Annotated in this window: 12 protein-coding genes, 2 tRNA genes and 3 rRNA genes; 4 read left to right on the forward strand and 13 right to left on the reverse strand. The window is 41.4% G+C overall.

Annotated elements, in window-relative coordinates; genetic code table 11:
* The first annotated feature begins 28 nt into the window (after window positions 1-28).
* Window positions 29-919 carry a LysR family transcriptional regulator gene (locus tag ABLB96_RS02480; RefSeq protein ID WP_348897304.1) on the forward strand — a complete coding sequence of 297 codons (891 nt, stop codon included), beginning with the start codon at window positions 29-31 and terminating at the stop codon, window positions 917-919.
* Window positions 920-928: 9 nt separating this feature from the next.
* On the opposite strand, the gene ABLB96_RS02485 is transcribed toward ABLB96_RS02480, so the two are convergent.
* From ABLB96_RS02485 to ilvD, 3 genes are all read right to left on the reverse strand, one after another.
* Complete coding sequence (locus ABLB96_RS02485; RefSeq protein WP_348897303.1) at window positions 929-1,660, reverse strand: sulfite exporter TauE/SafE family protein; 732 nt, start codon at window positions 1,658-1,660, stop codon at window positions 929-931.
* 78 nt (window positions 1,661-1,738) lie between these two features.
* On the reverse strand, window positions 1,739-3,028 hold the full coding sequence (locus ABLB96_RS02490; protein WP_348897302.1) for a hypothetical protein: 1,290 nt from the start codon (window positions 3,026-3,028) through the stop codon (window positions 1,739-1,741).
* A gap of 314 nt (window positions 3,029-3,342) precedes the next feature.
* On the reverse strand, window positions 3,343-5,172 hold the full coding sequence (gene ilvD / locus ABLB96_RS02495) for a dihydroxy-acid dehydratase (protein WP_348897301.1): 1,830 nt from the start codon (window positions 5,170-5,172) through the stop codon (window positions 3,343-3,345).
* 348 nt (window positions 5,173-5,520) lie between these two features.
* On the opposite strand from ilvD, the gene fmt reads away from it, so the two are divergent.
* Together fmt and rsmB are read left to right on the forward strand one after the other, a co-directional pair.
* A complete protein-coding gene (fmt, locus tag ABLB96_RS02500; protein WP_348897300.1) occupies window positions 5,521-6,483 on the forward strand; it encodes a methionyl-tRNA formyltransferase in 963 nt (320 codons plus the stop codon).
* Window positions 6,480-7,784, forward strand: coding sequence for a 16S rRNA (cytosine(967)-C(5))-methyltransferase RsmB (rsmB, locus tag ABLB96_RS02505; RefSeq protein WP_348897299.1), 1,305 nt, complete (start codon window positions 6,480-6,482; stop codon window positions 7,782-7,784). The genes fmt and rsmB overlap by 4 nt, the downstream gene beginning before the upstream one ends.
* 40 nt (window positions 7,785-7,824) lie before the next feature.
* Here rsmB and ABLB96_RS02510 read toward each other — a convergent pair whose 3' ends face one another.
* Both ABLB96_RS02510 and ABLB96_RS02515 read right to left on the reverse strand, forming a co-directional pair.
* Window positions 7,825-7,968 carry a methionine/alanine import family NSS transporter small subunit gene (locus ABLB96_RS02510; protein ID WP_348897298.1) on the reverse strand — a complete coding sequence of 48 codons (144 nt, stop codon included), beginning with the start codon at window positions 7,966-7,968 and terminating at the stop codon, window positions 7,825-7,827.
* 12 nt (window positions 7,969-7,980) lie between these two features.
* Entirely contained in the window at window positions 7,981-9,459 is a 1,479-nt protein-coding gene (locus ABLB96_RS02515) for a sodium-dependent transporter (protein ID WP_348897297.1), read from the reverse strand.
* A gap of 630 nt (window positions 9,460-10,089) precedes the next feature.
* Between ABLB96_RS02515 and ABLB96_RS02520 the strand changes: the two genes are divergently transcribed.
* Window positions 10,090-10,782, forward strand: coding sequence for a TIGR04219 family outer membrane beta-barrel protein (locus tag ABLB96_RS02520; RefSeq protein WP_348897296.1), 693 nt, complete (start codon window positions 10,090-10,092; stop codon window positions 10,780-10,782).
* A gap of 55 nt (window positions 10,783-10,837) precedes the next feature.
* Here ABLB96_RS02520 and ABLB96_RS02525 read toward each other — a convergent pair whose 3' ends face one another.
* From ABLB96_RS02525 to tyrS, 8 genes are all read right to left on the reverse strand, one after another.
* Window positions 10,838-11,437, reverse strand: a complete 600-nt coding sequence (locus ABLB96_RS02525) for a glutathione S-transferase family protein (RefSeq protein ID WP_348897294.1) — start codon at window positions 11,435-11,437, stop codon at window positions 10,838-10,840.
* 251 nt (window positions 11,438-11,688) lie between these two features.
* Window positions 11,689-11,803: ribosomal RNA gene (rrf, locus tag ABLB96_RS02530) — 5S ribosomal RNA — on the reverse strand.
* Window positions 11,804-11,980: 177 nt separating this feature from the next.
* Window positions 11,981-14,872 (reverse strand): 23S ribosomal RNA (locus tag ABLB96_RS02535).
* Window positions 14,873-15,232: 360 nt separating this feature from the next.
* Window positions 15,233-15,308: transfer RNA gene (locus tag ABLB96_RS02540), tRNA-Ala, on the reverse strand.
* A 56-nt stretch (window positions 15,309-15,364) separates the two neighbouring features.
* Window positions 15,365-15,441: transfer RNA gene (locus tag ABLB96_RS02545), tRNA-Ile, on the reverse strand.
* Window positions 15,442-15,500: 59 nt separating this feature from the next.
* Window positions 15,501-17,037, reverse strand: a 16S ribosomal RNA gene (locus ABLB96_RS02550).
* The 16S, 23S and 5S rRNA genes sit together here with 2 tRNA genes alongside, the layout of an rRNA operon.
* 509 nt (window positions 17,038-17,546) lie before the next feature.
* Window positions 17,547-17,963, reverse strand: coding sequence for a hypothetical protein (locus ABLB96_RS02555; RefSeq protein WP_369029832.1), 417 nt, complete (start codon window positions 17,961-17,963; stop codon window positions 17,547-17,549).
* A 155-nt stretch (window positions 17,964-18,118) separates the two neighbouring features.
* On the reverse strand, window positions 18,119-19,351 hold the full coding sequence (gene tyrS / locus ABLB96_RS02560) for a tyrosine--tRNA ligase (RefSeq protein ID WP_348898113.1): 1,233 nt from the start codon (window positions 19,349-19,351) through the stop codon (window positions 18,119-18,121).
* Window positions 19,352-19,412 lie beyond the last annotated feature (61 nt).

The raw sequence follows: 19,412 nt of genomic DNA on the forward strand, positions 1-19,412 counted from the left end.
AATTTTTGCGTTTCAATACGTTCATATCATGCGTTTTGATTTTTTTGATTTACAGCTGGTTCTTCATATTGTCTCTACAGGTAGTCTAACCAAAGGTGCTGACCGCTCTGCTATTTCTCTTCAAGCGGCAAGCGAACGTATTAAAAAACTCGAACAATATTTTGAGACGCCGTTATTTATTCGTCAGACTACTGGCGTAGAACTCACCACGGCTGGACATGCATTTGTAGAGCATGCTCGTCAGCTTTTAGCACAAAAAGATCAACTCGAACAAGAAATGCAGCGTTTTAGGCCACCTACAACACAAGCATTAACACTCTGGTGTAATTCCTCTGCTCAAAGTGAATATCTGCCTACTTTATTGCCACAATATCTGGTGCTTTATCCAGAGATGAATATCGATTTGCACGAAGCAGAAAGCTCAGAAATTGTAGAAGCATTGACACAAGGCGTAGCAAGCTTGGGACTGGTCTCGAGTTTCTTTAATACGAAGCATTTGCAAACTAAAGAATTTGCAAGCGACCCCTTAGTTCTGATTTGCCCTACTACCCACAACTTAGCTCAATACCAACAGTTAAATTTGGTAGATGCTCTAAACTATGGTTTTATTGGGCTTAAGCCCCATCATTCATTACAGCAGTCCATTGAAACCCAAGCCAAGTTATTAGGCTTTAACATACAGTACCGTTTACGCTTACCGAACTTTGGCGCTATTGCTGAGGTTGTTGCCAAGGGTGTTGGAGTTGCGATTATGCCGGCGCGTGCTGCTCAGCGTTTGCAATCAGACTACGATTTTCACTCCATCCAATTACTAGGTGCTTGGGCAAACCGCAAACTACTTCTAGCCACACAAAATTTTAATCAGCTGCCTAGTCGTTATCAGCAATTTGCAGATTTTTTATTAGAGAATCGCCCTTAGAAATTTGACTCAGTGAAAAATCATATAGAGTCCTAATGACATCAACCCTATAAAAAAGATACGGCGGAATAACTGCTCGTTTAGTCGATAACGGATTTTTTTACCGATCCACATTCCAACTAACGCAGCCAATAAAGCAGCAAAAGATAAACGATAATCCAGCGTTATTCCCGACATAGGGTTGTGGTGTAAAAACACTGCAAGACAAATCGTAGAGACAGTAAACGTTAATCCCAGAGCCTGAACCAACTCATCACGTTTTAAATGCAAAGACTGTAAATAAGGGACGATAGGAATAATAATAACCCCTGTAGCTACAGTGACTGCGCCACCAATATATCCAATAATCGGCGATAACCAGCGCTCATACTTTCCTAAATGGGGCAGCTTTTTCACACATAGACCATAAAGCCCATATAAGGCCAACATACAGCCTAATAAAATCTCACTACTGTGCCCATGACTTTGACTTAAAGTGGGTAGAAAGCTCCATATTGAGCCCACCACAATGCCTACAAGCAAAGTCCAGAAACGGCGAACAAAAGCCCATACATGGCCTTCGGCAAAAAGCTGCCAGACATTTGTGACCATAGAAGGAACAATTAAAAGAGATGCCGCTTGAAAAGGGCTCATCGCAATAGTGAGCAAGCCCATCGATACCGCGGGCAAACCTAAGCCAATCATGCCTTTAATCATGCCAGCAAAGGCAAACACCACCATAATAATTGCTAGAAATGTCACTGTTTATCTCCGATTCCCTACATGGTTATGCTACGGAAAAAACAGGTTTTGCCCTATTCTTGTTTTTGGGAGTGGGCCTCAATTAAAAGTTGAGGCCGTTTTATATTTTTCTTCTAATACATTGCTAAAAATACTTTCAATCATCCAAACTCGATACAAGCTATTAAATACATAGCTTTGCCCATCAATACGTAATTCTAAAACTGGCAAATCAGGCTGATGCTTATCTTTGCAAAGCGCATCATTTTGTGCCAAAACCGAAGGGACGTCCTGCTCGGTTAACTGCTCAATACCAAGCTGTTGCTGTAACTCTTGGAAATGTCTTTGGAAAGATAAGTCTTTTCCTTTGGTCCAAACAGCTTGCAAAATCGTAAAAATTGTTTCGAGTTGCTGACCTTCAGACACACTATAGAAAAGCTTTGCCATCTCAAGCGTGGTTTCTTCGGTAGGACGGCAAAAAGGTGTAAAAGCAACCTCTGTCCGTTTAGAAACACGTGTTGCCAAGCTCCAGTCAAACCAGTCACGCCCTTGGTAGCTCAGTGGATAGACTTTTAACTGAATATCATAATAGTCTGCGAGTTCTTCTTTAATATAAGCAAGAAGCAACCAGCTCATCGGATCTTCTAAAGCAATAAATACATCAAGCTCAGGATGAAGAGACTGAATTTCATTAAGCGCCTCAGCATCATTAATTAAATGCTCACGCCACTCGATATGATTAATTAAAAAAATCGGATTACCCGTCAGTAATTTTTGTTGTTTTAAGCGGCGAGTTAAACGTAATAAATCATCTACTGCGTGATATTTACGACCACCAAATTCAAAGTATGCCGCTGGAACAGACTCATCTGTAAAAATACGTTCTGGAAAATGCTGTGGAACCTGATGCTTCACTGCCATGGCATGTAAAGTACGTAACTTTCCATATTGTTGTTGCCAAAGCATGTGAAAAATATCTTCAAGTAAATGTAAGAAATTTTGACCCTGTAATGGGGTTCTTCTTAATATAACTGTGGCTTGTTTTAAAGCTTCTTGGCTTGGGATTTCTGGAAACTCATCAAAAGCAAAACGGTGCTGTTTTGCTAAAATTTTGGCATCATTTAAACAATAATGCTGCCACTCCTCATGCGTCATACTATTAGGAGGTTCAGAAGCCGTATGAGAAATAATAATTTTTAAAGGCTTAAGTTCATCACTTAAAATTTCATCTAATTGAGACAATTGCTGAACAGCTAGATAGCTATACACATCATCAAGTCGTAAATAAATACTTAAACCATTTTCCGTGGGTAACACCGCTTGACGAGAAGGCTTTTGGTAAAACCAGCTCGATCGGATAGGGTCAAACCAACGGCGTAGCAGTGACATGAGTAGTGCCTCTAAAAAATAAATCCTAAGCAAGATCAAAAATTATTTTGATCATAGTGCAAGGTGAAACAGGAGTCGAGATGGAAAGATGACTCCCGGAGTTCGCGCAGAAAATATGTCATGTATTTCGCGAGGTTCTGCATAGGTGAAGATTTTATCACCATTTTATGACAAACCCCTAGAATGATCTGAAAACACCTTTTTCTACAAGCCGATTTTTTTTACCAGACATAAAAAAATGCACCCATAACATGATAACAATTCATCGTGTTAATAGGTGCATGATTCCTACTCAATTATTTAAATTGAATATTTTATAAAACGCGTACAGCTCCTTTTGCTGCACTTGTTGTATGCATTGCATAAACTTTTAACGCTTTTGATACTTTACGTTTACGTTCTTCTTTCGGATGCCAGCCTTTCGCTTCTTGAACTGTACGACGGTGCGCCATAGTCGCATCATCAACGTTCAAATGAATGGTACGGTTTGGAATATCAATTTCAATGGTATCGCCATCTTCAACCAAACCAATTGCACCGCCTTCAGCAGCTTCTGGCGAAACGTGACCAATTGACAGACCTGATGAACCACCAGAGAAACGACCATCCGTTACCAATGCACAGTCTTTTCCTAAACCTTTCGATTTAAGATAGCTGGTTGGGTAAAGCATTTCTTGCATGCCCGGACCACCACGTGGACCTTCGTAACGAATAACAACTACATCGCCAGCTTTAATATCATGACCCAAAATTGCATCTACAGCTGCATCTTGGCTTTCAAATACACGCGCTGTACCCGTAAATTTCAAGATCGATTCATCTACACCCGCAGTTTTTACGATACAGCCATCAAGCGCGATGTTGCCGTATAGAACTGCTAAACCACCATCTTTAGAGAATGCATGTTCTGCATTACGAATAACGCCTTTTTCACGGTCGCCATCTAAAGTTGAATAGTAACGATTTTGTGAGAACGCAACTTGGGTTGGAACGCCGCCTGGAGACGAACGATAGAACTCATATACATTAGCATCTTCAGTGCGGATAATATCCCACTTATCTAATGCATCTTTTAAAGTTTTCTCATGTACAGTCGGTACTGAAACATCAAGTAACTTCGCACGATCAAGCTCGCCTAAAATGGCCATGATGCCACCTGCACGGTGAACATCTTCCATATGAACGTCTTGTTTTGCTGGTGCTACTTTTGAAAGTACTGGTACTCGACGTGATAATTCGTCAATATCATCCATTGTAAAATCAACTTCAGCTTCACTCGCCGCAGCCAATAAGTGCAGAACAGTATTGGTTGAACCACCCATTGCAATATCAAGCGTCATTGCATTTTTAAAAGCAGCTTTAGTGGCAATTGAACGAGGCAAAATACTTGCATCGTTTTGTTCGTAATAGCGCTTAGCCAACTCAACAATAAGCTGACCCGCTTTTAAGAATAATTTCTTACGGTTAGCATGGGTCGCAACAATCGAACCATTCCCAGGTAAAGATAAACCTAAAGCTTCTGTTAAACAGTTCATTGAGTTTGCAGTGAACATACCTGAACAAGAACCACAGGTTGGACATGCCGAACGTTCAAATTCTTCAACTTCTTCGTCTGTATAACTTTCATCAGCCGCAACAACCATGGCATCTACAAGGTCAATCGCTTTTTCATTACCGCGGAATTTAACCTTACCAGCTTCCATTGGGCCGCCAGACACAAAAACGACAGGAATATTCAGACGCATTGCAGCCATCAACATTCCCGGTGTAATTTTGTCACAGTTAGAAATACACACCATTGCGTCGGCGCAATGTGCATTGACCATATATTCAACTGAGTCCGCAATCAAATCACGCGATGGTAATGAATAAAGCATGCCATCATGCCCCATTGCGATCCCGTCATCTACTGCAATTGTATTGAACTCTTTAGCAACACCACCTGCTGCCTGAATTTCTGCTGCGACAAGTTGCCCTAGATCTTTTAGATGTACATGGCCTGGAACAAATTGGGTAAATGAGTTGACCACTGCAATAATTGGTTTGCCGAAATCTTCATCTTTCATTCCTGTTGCACGCCATAAGCCACGTGCGCCAGCCATATTTCTTCCGTGTGTCGATGTTTTTGAACGATAGTCAGGCATTTGTGTTTCCAACAAGTTGTGCTTGAGTGAAATGACTTCCACTCTGGCTGAATGATACTGATATAGCGTTAGATCAGTCGGAATATTGACTCATCATCATAATTTGATCATTCTCCATTCTATAGAAGCAAATAATATTGGGAAAGCCAAGAACGATAATACTCAGTCAATATTTAGCAAAACTTACATGAATAATTTTTTATTTTTTTATAACCTTTTTTTATCAATAAAATTTTTTCAATAATTTTTTGTTCACTATTTAAAAACTAAAATGCTCAATCGCCATGAGTTTAGGGCTTCAATCGTTTTTCACGTATACTAGCGTTAAACTCTTTTTGGATTGCATTTGTGAAAATTATTTTTGCTGGCACCCCCGAATTTGCTGCAATAGCATTGGCGGCTTTATTAAAAACTCCTCATGAAATTATCGCGGTTTATACCCAACCAGACCGTAAAGCAGGTCGTGGTCAAAAATTAACGCCATCTCCTGTAAAACAGCTTGCACTTGAACATGATATTCCTGTTTATCAACCGCTTCATTTTAAAGCCTCAACAGAAGAAGGTTTAGCGGCTCAGCAAGAACTCGCAGCTTTGGGCGCTGATGTTATGGTGGTTGCAGCGTATGGCTTAATTCTTCCACAAGCTGTACTCGATACACCAAAATATGGCTGTTTAAATATTCACGGCTCGCTACTACCACGCTGGCGTGGAGCAGCACCAATTCAGCGTGCCATTGCAACAGGCGATGAAGAAACAGGTATTACGATCATGCAGATGGCTGCCGGTTTAGACACAGGCGATATGATGTATAAAACCTATTGCCCAATCACAGCCGAAGATACATCTGCCACTTTACATGACAAACTTGCAGATCAAGGTGCAACAGCGATTTGTGCAGTACTCGAGTCGGAAGAAACACTACAAAAATATTTGGCAGAACGCGAAGTTCAAGATGAAAGTTTAACGGTCTATGCTCATAAACTTGTAAAGTCAGAAGCGCGTATTGATTGGTCAATTGATGCTATTCAAATTGACCGAAATATTCGTGCATTTAACCCTTGGCCAGTTGCCTTCATTCAGTTAGATGAAAATAATGCGCTGCGTGTCTGGAACTCAACAATTTCTAGTCAAAGCAAAGTAAATGCGCAAGCTGGTGAAATTATTGCAATTGATAAACTAGGCGTACATGTGGCTTGTGGCGAAGATTCATTTATTTGCCTAACTAGTGTGCAATGGCCGGGTGGTAAAGCAATGAATGCTCAACAAATTGCCCAAACTCAAAAACTTCATGTAGGACAAATTCTGCCATGAGTCAGGTTACTTCAAATACATCACGGTTTAACCTGCGCGCTCAAGTCGTCCAGACCTTATTAAAAGTACAGCAAGGGCAATCATTGGCTAGTATTTTAAATACACAGCTCAATCAAGTCGCAGAGCGCGACCGTGCTTTGTTTCATGAGCTGGTTTTAGGTACATTGCGCCAATGGTTTGCACTTAAATCAATTAGCTTACCTTTGCTCAGCAAACCTTTAAACAATGAGACAGTAGAAACCTGCCTATACGTTGGCCTTTATCAAGTTTTATGCACACGTATTGCTGCTCACGCCGCCATCTCGGAAACAGTAGATGCGACTAAACAACTTGGTTTCCCTGCTCTTAGTGGTATTGTAAATGCTATTTTGCGCCGAGCTACTCGTGAAACTGATGAATTCGAACAAGGTTTACAGCAAGCACACGGCTTACCAAGTTGGCTTTTTAAACGCTTAAAAAAGGATTGGGGTGAACAAACCGAAGCTCTCTGCCAATCGTTAAAACAAGTTGCACCTTTAACTTTACGGGTAAACCAACGCCATATTGGCCGAGATGCTTATTTAGCAAAACTACAAAGTTTAGACATTCAGGCGCGTGCATGTACTCTGTCTGAAGCGGGCATTGTTCTTGAACAATCTGTACAAATTACTCAGTTGCCAGGTTTTGAACAGGGGTGGTTCTCTGTACAAGATGAACATGCTCAGCTGTGTGCAAGCATATTACCCGACTTAAATAATAAAACGATCATTGATGCTTGTGCTGCTCCAGGCGGTAAAACAGCTCACTTGCTGGAAAAATTTAAACCAGCACAGTTAATTGCCATTGATCAGGATGCGAGTCGTTTAGTCCGTGTCACTGAAAACTTAAACCGACTGGCGCTAGATCAAAGTCATACTGAAATTTTGGCAGCAGATGCAACCAAATGGACTCCTGCTCAATCTGTAGATTGTATTGTGCTTGATGCACCTTGTTCTGCGACAGGCGTAATTCGACGTCATCCTGATATACGTCTATTGCGTCAATCTACCGATATAGCGCAAACCATTGAGCTACAAAAGCAGATTTTGGAACACATGTGGCAACAAATTAAAGTTGGCGGCACACTGCTCTACATCACCTGTTCAATTTTAAAAGCTGAAAATGAACAACAGATGATCGACTTCTTTGCAGAACATCCAGATGCAAAAGAAATTAAAATTGAAGCAACTTGGGGAATTGAGCAAACCCATGGTCGCCAATTGCTGCCACAAGAGCAGGCGGGTGATGGATTTTATTATTGTAAAATTCAGAAAATTGCATAAAAAAAGCAGGCTTTATGCCTGCTTTTCTACTAGGCCAGCATCAAAGTGTATGCTGGTCTTTTACTTCTTCTAAAACTTCATCTAATTCTTCAGGATGCTTCGATAAATGTAAGATGGATAAAGCGAGTCCACCCCATACGAACACCATCGAAATTATCAACATCACGATTGCCGAAGTATTCATTATATTATCCTCCTAGCGATCTTTCATTTTACTTAACACGATAGCAACGACTGCACAGAAAATCACACTGCCCCAGCCAAAGATACCTTGTAAGCTCATACTATAAGTATCATAGCCATTTTTGATCAAATTAAAAACAGTCATAGAGAGTGTTGTTAATAAGATTAAAGAAGTAATGACTGTTAAAGTGAAGTCCCAGCCTTTACCCAATTGAATGGTTGAGATACGGTTTACATGATCACGAAGCTCTTTAAGTGCTGAGCGCTTAAACCAAGCTACGCTAATGATCGATAATAATGCACCACCAATAATCCCAATGTTATTGATAAAGTGGTCAACAATATCAACTAGCTTAATCGCATTTACACTTGAGAATAAAATAATTGAAACGAGTGCACTACCACCACCGATAATGGTTACAGCTTTTTTACGCCCCCACTTCAACTTGTCTTGCATTGCAGCAATAGGTACTTCCAAAATACTGACCATTGAAGAAATACCGGCAACGAATAATGAAGAGAAGAACAAAAGACCGAATAAATCAGCACCAGACCCTAAACTTGAAATAATTTTAGGGAAAGCAATAAATGCGAGCCCAATACCGCCACTCACCACATCTTTAACTTCAGTACCTGCTGCATGTGCCATAAAGCCAAGCGCTGCAAAGATGCCAATACCTGCCAGAATCTCTGTCGATGCATTCGCAAAACCAACAATAAGACCCGAACCTGTTAAATTTGTTTTTGGTTTTAGGTAGGACGCATAGGTCACCATAATCCCGAAACCTACAGAGAGTGAAAAGAAAGTATGACCATAGGCTGCTAACCAGACCTTATAGTCCATCATGGCAGACCAGTTCGGTGTAAAGAAAGCATTTAAACCTTGTACCGCACCTGGTAAACGCAATGATTGGATCACTAAAATAGTGAATAAAATAAACAATAAAGGCATGAAAATCTTATTAGATAATTCAACACCCTTTTTCACTCCACCATATAAAATGATTAAAGTGAGTGCCCAAATTCCTACAATTGGCCAAAATAGATGACTTACAAACTGTAAATCAAAGCCCGTAGCTTTTGAGGTTTGTAAGTAGGTATTGAAGAAGAAACCTTCCGGATCACCTCCCCACATCTGACCAATAGAAAAATAAATATAACTACCAGCCCAAGTCAGTACACTTGCGTAGTACAAACCAATGATGATACAGACACAAACCTGCCACCAACCTAATGTTTCTCCGCCTTTAAATAAGGCACGATATGCTTTAGGAGGGGAACCCGTACTACGATGCCCTACCGCATAATCTAAAAATAATAACGGTAAACCAGCAGTAATGAGTGCCAATAAATAAGGAATAAGAAACGCGCCACCACCATTTTCATATGCAACGTAGGGGAAACGCCAAATATTACCTAAGCCTACAGCCGAACCAACGGCTGCGATAATAAAACCAGATCGTGACGTCCAGTTTTCACGAGTATCTGTCATAAAACACCTAATATTAAAAAATTACTTATTTTTACTGCTTTTGTTGATTGTTATTCCGCACGCAAAAAAAGAACCAAAGATTACTTTTGTGTTTGATTGAGAATAAAAGGCACCTTTTGAGCATTTTTATTTTCATTACAAACAAGCAAAAATAGAAAACTCTTCCTTAAAGATTTTTGTCCATTTTTTGCCCCTATATAGCTGAACAATACCTGTTTTTATTTATTTTTACTGTAATTTCCGTCTGAAATTTTACGTTTTTTTAAAAAATTCTTATTTTATGGGTTTATTTTTTAGCTCACATTCATGTTCTAAAGCAGAATGTTAGATCATTATATATAGTGATATTTTCTATTTTTTAAATTATTTTCTATTCAATAAAGTAGATATATCAACTAATTTCTTGGATGAGTAGAAGTAAAAATTATTGGTTCATTTCACAAAACTTATACTAAAACTTCAAAAATTAGATCCACGAAAAACTATTTATTTTTAAATAAAAATCAAATAAATAGAGAATTTAGTGAAATTAAAAAAACCGAAATTCTTTATATCCTAATTTTCATCAATGCATAACCATATAGATATCTATATTATGCGCACAACGTTTTCTTTTCTTAGGATGTCACGATGAAAATATTAAAAATGTCTTTTCTAGCGCTTGGGATGAGCCTAAGTGGATTAGCACAAGCAGATTTTATAGGGGTGAAAGGAGATGTTGGTTATTGGTTTTACGATGGTAAAGCAAATATGTCCTCACAATTACCCGATGATCAAGACCTAGACCGAAAAGGCAGCGCTCAGCTTTCACTCTCTTTTGAGCATCCGATTCCATTTATTCCAAATGCCAAAATTCGTTATGTAAATCTAGATACACAAACTAAGTCAGAAACTCTAGGTCAATCTAACTATAAAATTAATTTAGATCATAGTGATTTTATTCTTTACTACGAGTTACTAGATAATATTGTAAGTGTAGATGCTGGTCTTGGTGCAACTGTATTAAATGGTGACATTACAGCTTATACAGGTAAACGCATAGATATTGATAAAACTTATCCTATTGCTTATTTATCAGGCGAAGTAAAACTTCCATTCACAGGTTTAAGCGCTAAAGGTGAAGCGACCCATACGAACTTTAATGATGCAAAAATTACAGATGCATTAGCAGAAGTGAAGTATAAGTTCGTCGATAATTTAGTTGTCGATTTAGGCTTGAAAGCTGGCTACCGTGTACTCAATATTGACTTAGATGATTACGATAACAATGATCTTAAATTTGAGTTTAAAGGTCCTTACGTTGGCTTAGAAGCACATTTTTAAATCAGAATTCGTAGCAAATCTTTCGAATAAAAAAGAGCTCTGTAAGAGCTCTTTTTTATTCAACCATACTCACATATTTCGGGTGTTTCTGAATTCTTTGACACCATGCTTGAATATTTGGATATAAGTTTAAATCGAAGCCACCTTCTTCAGCGATATGCGTGTACGCATATAAGGCAATATCAGCAATGGTAAATTGATTTCCAACGAGATAGTCATGCTCTACTAAAGCTTTATCCATAATAGATAGTGCTTTATGGCCTTTTGGTTGTAAATTATGATATTCCTCAGTTCTTTCTAGAGGTAAGCCTAAATATTTATTAATAAAACGAGCAACTGCAATAAATGGTTCATGGCTATATTGTTCAAAGAACATCCACTGATACATTTTTGCCTTAATATAAGGATCTGTAGGAATGAATTTTGTTTCCTCAGCTAAGTAACCTAAAATAGCATTAGATTGACTTAAAACACGACCATCATCCAAGACTAATACAGGTATTTTTCCATTTGGATTTAAGGACAAGAATTCTGCCGTTTGAGTATCTTTTTTTAAAATATCAACATGAATCCATCTATGTTTAATATTCAATAAGGAAAGTAATAATTTAATTTTATAACAGTTGCCTGAACCTACATCGCCATAAATTATCATGGATGCTCTTCCTTTATTCTTAATATTTAAAAGATTAATTTGCTTATTATTTATAGCACAGCTCACCTTAGAAAAGCCTTTTTATCATCCCACTCTTGAAGAAGGACTACGCACAGCTCTAAAACATGCACGTAGACAGTTAAAATAATACCTTTAGAAGGATTTTCTTAATTTTAAAGTGGGCTCTTATTTATTTCGCGCACATAAAAAAACACCCCAAGCTCTTTTGAGATTGGGGTGTTTGAATAATGAGCTGGCGATGACTTACTCTCACATGGGTAACCCCACACTACCATCAGCGCTAAGAGGTTTCACTTCTGAGTTCGGGAAGGGATCAGGTGGTTCACTCTTGCTATGGTCGCCAGCACAACTGTTATGGATACTTGCCTTGGTCTTATTGTCTGCCAATGCGTTTTCCAAATCTTTACAGATGGGCTGATTGAATCTGAACTTGTTCATTTTAACTAGTGGAATAACTAAATCAAGTTACTTAGTATGATAATGAATCGATTGATGCTTTATATACAACTGCTTGGGTGTTGTATAGTCAAGCCTCACGAGCAATTAGTATTGGTCAGCTTCACATATCGCTATGCTTCCACATCCAACCTATCAACGTCCTAGTCTCGAACGGCTCTTTAGAGGACATAAAGTCCTAGGGAAATCTTATCTTGAGGTAGGCTTCCCGCTTAGATGCTTTCAGCGGTTATCCCTTCCGAACATAGCTACCCGGCGATGCGACTGGCGTCACAACCGGTACACCAGAGGTTCGTCCACTCTGGTCCTCTCGTACTAGGAGCAGATCCTCTCAAATTTCCAGCGCCCACGGTAGATAGGGACCGAACTGTCTCACGACGTTCTAAACCCAGCTCGCGTACCTCTTTAAATGGCGAACAGCCATACCCTTGGGACCTGCTTCAGCCCCAGGATGAGATGAGCCGACATCGAGGTGCCAAACACCGCCGTCGATATGAACTCTTGGGCGGTATCAGCCTGTTATCCCCAGAGTACCTTTTATCCGTTGAGCGATGGCCCTTCCATACAGAACCACCGGATCACTAAGACCTACTTTCGTACCTGCTCGACTTGTGGGTCTCGCAGTTAAGCGCGCTTTTGCCTTTATACTCTACGCGTGATTTCCGACCACGCTGAGCGCACCTTCGTACTCCTCCGTTACTCTTTAGGAGGAGACCGCCCCAGTCAAACTACCCACCAGACACGGTCCTCGTCCCGGATAACGGGACAGAGTTAGAACCTCAACATTACCAGGGTGGTATTTCAAGGACGGCTCCATTGGAACTAGCGTTCCAACTTCAAAGCCTCCCACCTATCCTACACAAGTAAGGTCAAAGTTCAGTGTCAAGCTGCAGTAAAGGTTCACGGGGTCTTTCCGTCTAGCCGCGGGTACACTGCATCTTCACAGCGATTTCGATTTCACTGAGCCTCTGCTGGAGACAGCGCCGCCATCATTATGCCATTCGTGCAGGTCGGAACTTACCCGACAAGGAATTTCGCTACCTTAGGACCGTTATAGTTACGGCCGCCGTTTACTGGGGCTTCGATCAAGAGCTTCGCTTACGCTAACCCCATCAATTAACCTTCCAGCACCGGGCAGGCATCACACCCTATACGTCCACTTTCGTGTTTGCAGAGTGCTATGTTTTTAATAAACAGTTGCAGCGGCCTGGTTTCTGCGGCTGTCATCAGCTCAGGAAGCAAGTTCCATCACCAACAACAGCGTACCTTCTCCCGAAGTTACGGTACCATTTTGCCTAGTTCCTTCAGCAGAGTTCTCTCAAGCGCCTTGGTCTACTCGACCTGACCACCTGTGTCGGTTTCGGGTACGATTCCTGTGTAACTGAAGCTTAGAGACTTTTCCTGGAAGCATGGTATCAGCCACTTCACTGTACAAGTACAGCTTGCTATCGGATCTCAGTATAGAGTACCCCGGATTTGCCTAAGATACATACCTACATCCTTCCACCTGGACAACCAACGCCAGGCTGACTTAACCTTCTCCGTCCTCTCATCGCATTACACAGAAGTATTGGAATATTAACCAATTTCCCATCGACTACGCCTTTCGGCCTCGCCTTAGGGGTCGACTCACCCAGCCCCGATTAACGTTGGACTGGAACCCTTGGTCTTTCGGCGAACGGGTTTTTCACCCGTTTTGTCGTTACTCACGTCAGCATTCGCACTTCTGATACCTCCAGCATACTTCTCAATACACCTTCATCGGCTTACAGAACGCTCCCCTACCACTTGACTAATGTCAAATCCGCAGCTTCGGCACATAGTTTTAGCCCCGTTACATCTTCCGCGCAGGCCGACTCGACTAGTGAGCTATTACGCTTTCTTTAAAGGGTGGCTGCTTCTAAGCCAACCTCCTAGCTGTCTATGCCTTCCCACATCGTTTCCCACTTAACTATGATTTTGGGGCCTTAGCTGGCGGTCTGGATTGTTTTCCTCTTGACTACGGACGTTAGCACCCGCAGTCTGTCTCCCGGATAGTACTCATAGGTATTCGGAGTTTGCATCGGTTTGGTAAGTCGGGATGACCCCCTAGCCGAAACAGTGCTCTACCCCCTATGGTATTCGTCCGAGGCGCTACCTAAATAGCTTTCGGGGAGAACCAGCTATCACCAGGCTTGATTAGCCTTTCACCCCTATCCACAAGTCATCCCCTGGCTTTTCAACGACAGTGGGTTCGGTCCTCCAGTTAGTGTTACCCAACCTTCAACCTGCTCATGGATAGATCGCCTGGTTTCGGGTCTATACCCAGCAACTAAACGCCCTATTAAGACTCGATTTCTCTACGGCTCCCCTATACGGTTAACCTCGCTACTGAATATAAGTCGCTGACCCATTATACAAAAGGTACGCAGTCACCGAACAAGTCGGCTCCCACTGCTTGTATGCATGCGGTTTCAGGATCTATTTCACTCCCCTCACAGGGGTTCTTTTCGCCTTTCCCTCACGGTACTGGTTCACTATCGGTCAGTCAGGAGTATTTAGCCTTGGAGGATGGTCCCCCCATATTCAGACAAGGTTTCACGTGCCTCGCCCTACTCGTCATCATTATGTGTGCCCTTTCGTGTACGGGAATATCACCCTCTACGTTCGCACTTCCCAGAGCGTTCCACTAAAACACACATAACTTAATGGGCTGATCCCCGTTCGCTCGCCGCTACTGAGGGAATCTCAATTGATTTCTTTTCCTAAGGGTACTGAGATGTTTCACTTCCCCTCGTTCGCTTTGCAACACTATGTATTCATGTTGCAATACCTACCTTAAAGTAGGTGGGTTCCCCCATTCAGAAATCTCCGGATCAAAGGATATTTGCCGCCTCCCCGGAGCTTTTCGCAGGCTATCACGTCTTTCATCGCCTCTGACTGCCAAGGCATCCACCACATGCACTTAATTACTTGACTATACAACCCCAAACAGTCGTCAACACCTACAAGTGAGTGTTGTCCGTGCGATTCTTCATCGCTACTATCTGTTGTCTGTGTACTTAAACACTGTACAGCTTCAATCTAAATTCATATACCAAAACGCTTGATTCAGTTAATTTGCTAGTTCTCAATTAACTCCAAGATCAGAATTACTTCATCTCTCTTTGTTATTGAGTGAACAATTTATTTCAGACTCAATTTTGCCAATCTGTTAATGAATAAACATGCCTTCGTCAGGTCATGCTTAATACCGTGATACTTAAATCACAGAAGTTAATAAACCAAGATCTCAATCTCTATTTACTAATTTCTGTAATCCGAACTTCTCTTAAGTTCTGGTGGAGACTAGGAGAGTCGAACTCCTGACCTCCTGCGTGCAAAGCAGGCGCTCTACCAACTAAGCTAAGTCCCCAGCTTACATCATCAGTCATGTATCTTTTTATCTATAACTTCAACCAGTCAAAGTCATGGTGGGTCTGACAAGACTTGAACTTGTGACCCCACGCTTATCAAGCGTGTGCTCTAACCAACTGAGCTACAGACCCTCAGATACATCTATGAAGAACAACTTGTTGTGGATTCTTACCAATCGTCAATCTTTCGTTAAGGAGGTGATCCAGCCGCAGGTTCCCCTACGGCTACCTTGTTACGACTTCACCCCAGTCATCGGCCACACCGTGGTAACCGCCCTCTTTGCAGTTAGGCTAGCTACTTCTGGTGCAACAAACTCCCATGGTGTGACGGGCGGTGTGTACAAGGCCCGGGAACGTATTCACCGCGGCATTCTGATCCGCGATTACTAGCGATTCCGACTTCATGGAGTCGAGTTGCAGACTCCAATCCGGACTACGATCGGCTTTTTGAGATTAGCATCACATCGCTGTGTAGCAACCCTTTGTACCGACCATTGTAGCACGTGTGTAGCCCTGGCCGTAAGGGCCATGATGACTTGACGTCGTCCCCGCCTTCCTCCAGTTTGTCACTGGCAGTATCCTTAAAGTTCCCGACATTACTCGCTGGCAAATAAGGAAAAGGGTTGCGCTCGTTGCGGGACTTAACCCAACATCTCACGACACGAGCTGACGACAGCCATGCAGCACCTGTATGTAAGTTCCCGAAGGCACCAATCCATCTCTGGAAAGTTCTTACTATGTCAAGGCCAGGTAAGGTTCTTCGCGTTGCATCGAATTAAACCACATGCTCCACCGCTTGTGCGGGCCCCCGTCAATTCATTTGAGTTTTAGTCTTGCGACCGTACTCCCCAGGCGGTCTACTTATCGCGTTAGCTGCGCCACTAAAGCCTCAAAGGCCCCAACGGCTAGTAGACATCGTTTACGGCATGGACTACCAGGGTATCTAATCCTGTTTGCTCCCCATGCTTTCGCACCTCAGCGTCAGTGTTAGGCCAGATGGCTGCCTTCGCCATCGGTATTCCTCCAGATCTCTACGCATTTCACCGCTACACCTGGAATTCTACCATCCTCTCCCACACTCTAGCTAACCAGTATCGAATGCAATTCCCAAGTTAAGCTCGGGGATTTCACATTTGACTTAATTAGCCGCCTACGCGCGCTTTACGCCCAGTAAATCCGATTAACGCTTGCACCCTCTGTATTACCGCGGCTGCTGGCACAGAGTTAGCCGGTGCTTATTCTGCGAGTAACGTCCACTATCTCTAGGTATTAACTAAAGTAGCCTCCTCCTCGCTTAAAGTGCTTTACAACCATAAGGCCTTCTTCACACACGCGGCATGGCTGGATCAGGGTTCCCCCATTGTCCAATATTCCCCACTGCTGCCTCCCGTAGGAGTCTGGGCCGTGTCTCAGTCCCAGTGTGGCGGATCATCCTCTCAGACCCGCTACAGATCGTCGCCTTGGTAGGCCTTTACCCCACCAACTAGCTAATCCGACTTAGGCTCATCTATTAGCGCAAGGTCCGAAGATCCCCTGCTTTCTCCCGTAGGACGTATGCGGTATTAGCATCCCTTTCGAGATGTTGTCCCCCACTAATAGGCAGATTCCTAAGCATTACTCACCCGTCCGCCGCTAGGTTAGGTAGCAAGCTACCCTTCCCCGCTCGACTTGCATGTGTTAAGCCTGCCGCCAGCGTTCAATCTGAGCCATGATCAAACTCTTCAGTTAAAATCATTTTGCACCTTATTTAAAGACAAGGTGCCAATTCTGGCTCATCAATTACTGACTTAAATTCGCTCAAATAAACTTCGAGTAATTTAAACCAATCAATCAATGAAAATTATTTCGATTAATCAATCAGTAAAAATCCACACAAGTTGTTCTTCAATTCTCTTAATGATCTTCTTCCTGGTTCGTCACCAGCAAGCTAGGTCGGCTATATTACTCTTAATCTCTTAAAAGTCAACAGGTAATTTCGATATTTTTTAAAACTTATTTTCTAAACCATCTCATCATCAAATTCATCACTTAACGCAACCAACTTAATCACAAGTAACTGTTTTTCAACAAGTTTCTATCTGCATCACCGCCGATGGATGTGCATTATAGAGGATTACTAACCCTTTGCAAGGGGTATTTCAGTCTTTTTCTATTGAGTGCCGTTTTTTTCTACTATTTTTCGAAAAAAGTGATATATGTGGCTTTTTTTTAGGCATTTTCAGTATTTTTTATTACTTTTATATAGACAATATATGAGTAATCTTAATTTTTAACTGTCTTAAATAGTGTTTATAGACATATATAAGTATTTTTCCCTTTCCAAAGATTCCAAAGATTCCAAAGATTCCAAAGATTCCAAAGATTCCAAAGATTCCAAAGATTCCAAAGATTCCAAAGATTCCAAAGATTCCAAAGATTCCAAAGATTCCAAAGATTCCAAAGATTCCAAAGATTCCAAAGATTCCAAAGATTCCAAAGATTCCAAAGATTCCAAAGATTCCAAAGATTCCAAAGATTCCAAAGATTCCAAAGATTCCAAAGATTCCAAAGATTCCAAAGATTCCAAAGATTCCAAAGATTCCAAAGATTCCAAAGATTCCAAAGATTCCAAAGATTCCAAAGATTCCAAAGATTCCAAAGAAATAATAGAGCAAATACTCTACCCTGCTTTTATTTTTACTTATTTTTTAATTTCATTTTTTATTATTAATTATGTTTAGATGGTTCCACGTGGAACGCTTAATTGATGTTATAAGCCTAAAATAAAAAAAGCAGGATTACTCCTGCTTTTTACTACTCGATAACTTTCTTAGTCTGTGAAAGTTACACGTGCAATTGCTTTCTTGCCTGACTGAATAATGAAAGTTCCGTTTTCTTTTACAGAGAAACTTGCATCAACAGCATTCCAGTCAACTTTTACTGCACCGCGCGCTACCGCATCTTTTGCTGCGGCTGCATTCGGGTTTAGGCCTGCTACACGTAGAATCGTAGCAATGAAGATTTCTCCTCCAAACTCACCACGTGAAATAGTCACTTCAGGTGTGTCTTCTGGCACTTCACCTTCTGTAATACGGTTACCTGCACTTTTGTGGGCATTAGCAGCCGCTTCTGCATCATGGAAGCGTTCAACTAGCTCAAGCGCAAGAATACGTTTTACTTCTTGTGGATTACGACCAGCAGCGATTTCATCTAATAAAACCTTGATCTCATCAAGAGATTTAAAACTTAATAAATCGAAGTAGCGTTCGATTAAAGAGTCTGGCATTGATAAAACTTTTTGGTACATTGCCCCTGGCGTATCAAATACACCAATATAGTTACCTAAAGATTTAGACATTTTATTTACGCCATCTAAACCTTCTAGAATCGGTACAGTGATACACACTTGTGATTCTTGGCCATAACGGCTTTGTAATGTACGACCCATAAGTAAGTTAAAGGTCTGATCTGTACCGCCTAACTCAACGTCAGCTTCAAGTGCAATCGAATCATAACCTTGAACTAAAGGATATAAAAACTCATGAATCGCAATCGGCTGATGGTTGCTATAACGCTTTGTAAAGTCATCACGTTCTAACATACGCGATACAGTTTGCTGACTTGCCAATTGAATAAGGTCAGCAGCAGACTTTTGATTAAACCATTCTGAGTTAAAACGTACTTTTGTTTTATTCGGGTCTAATATTTTGAAAACTTGTTCTTGATAAGTTTTAGCGTTGGCTTCTACTTGTTCACGCGATAACGGCGGACGAGTTGCGCTTTTACCAGTTGGGTCACCAATCATGGCAGTATAGTCACCAATCAAGAAAGTAACTTCATGACCCAAATCTTGGAACGTTTTTAGTTTGTTGATAAGAACCGTATGGCCTAAATGTAAATCTGGTGCTGTAGGGTCAAAACCAGCTTTAATTTTAAGAGGACGATTCTCTTTAAGCTTTTTCAGTAAATCTTCTTCTGAAATAATTTCGTGCGTGCCTCGTTGGATGAGGGCAAGCTGTTCTTCGGCGGGCAAGAAATTTGACATCACAAAACCTAAACACATCAGTTATTCAATTTGTGCGATATACTAACATTTTTTCAGCGTCTTGCAGGGGAAGTTGCAC

It is taken from the genome of Acinetobacter sp. XH1741, assembly GCF_041021895.1.
GTDB lineage: Bacteria > Pseudomonadota > Gammaproteobacteria > Pseudomonadales > Moraxellaceae > Acinetobacter.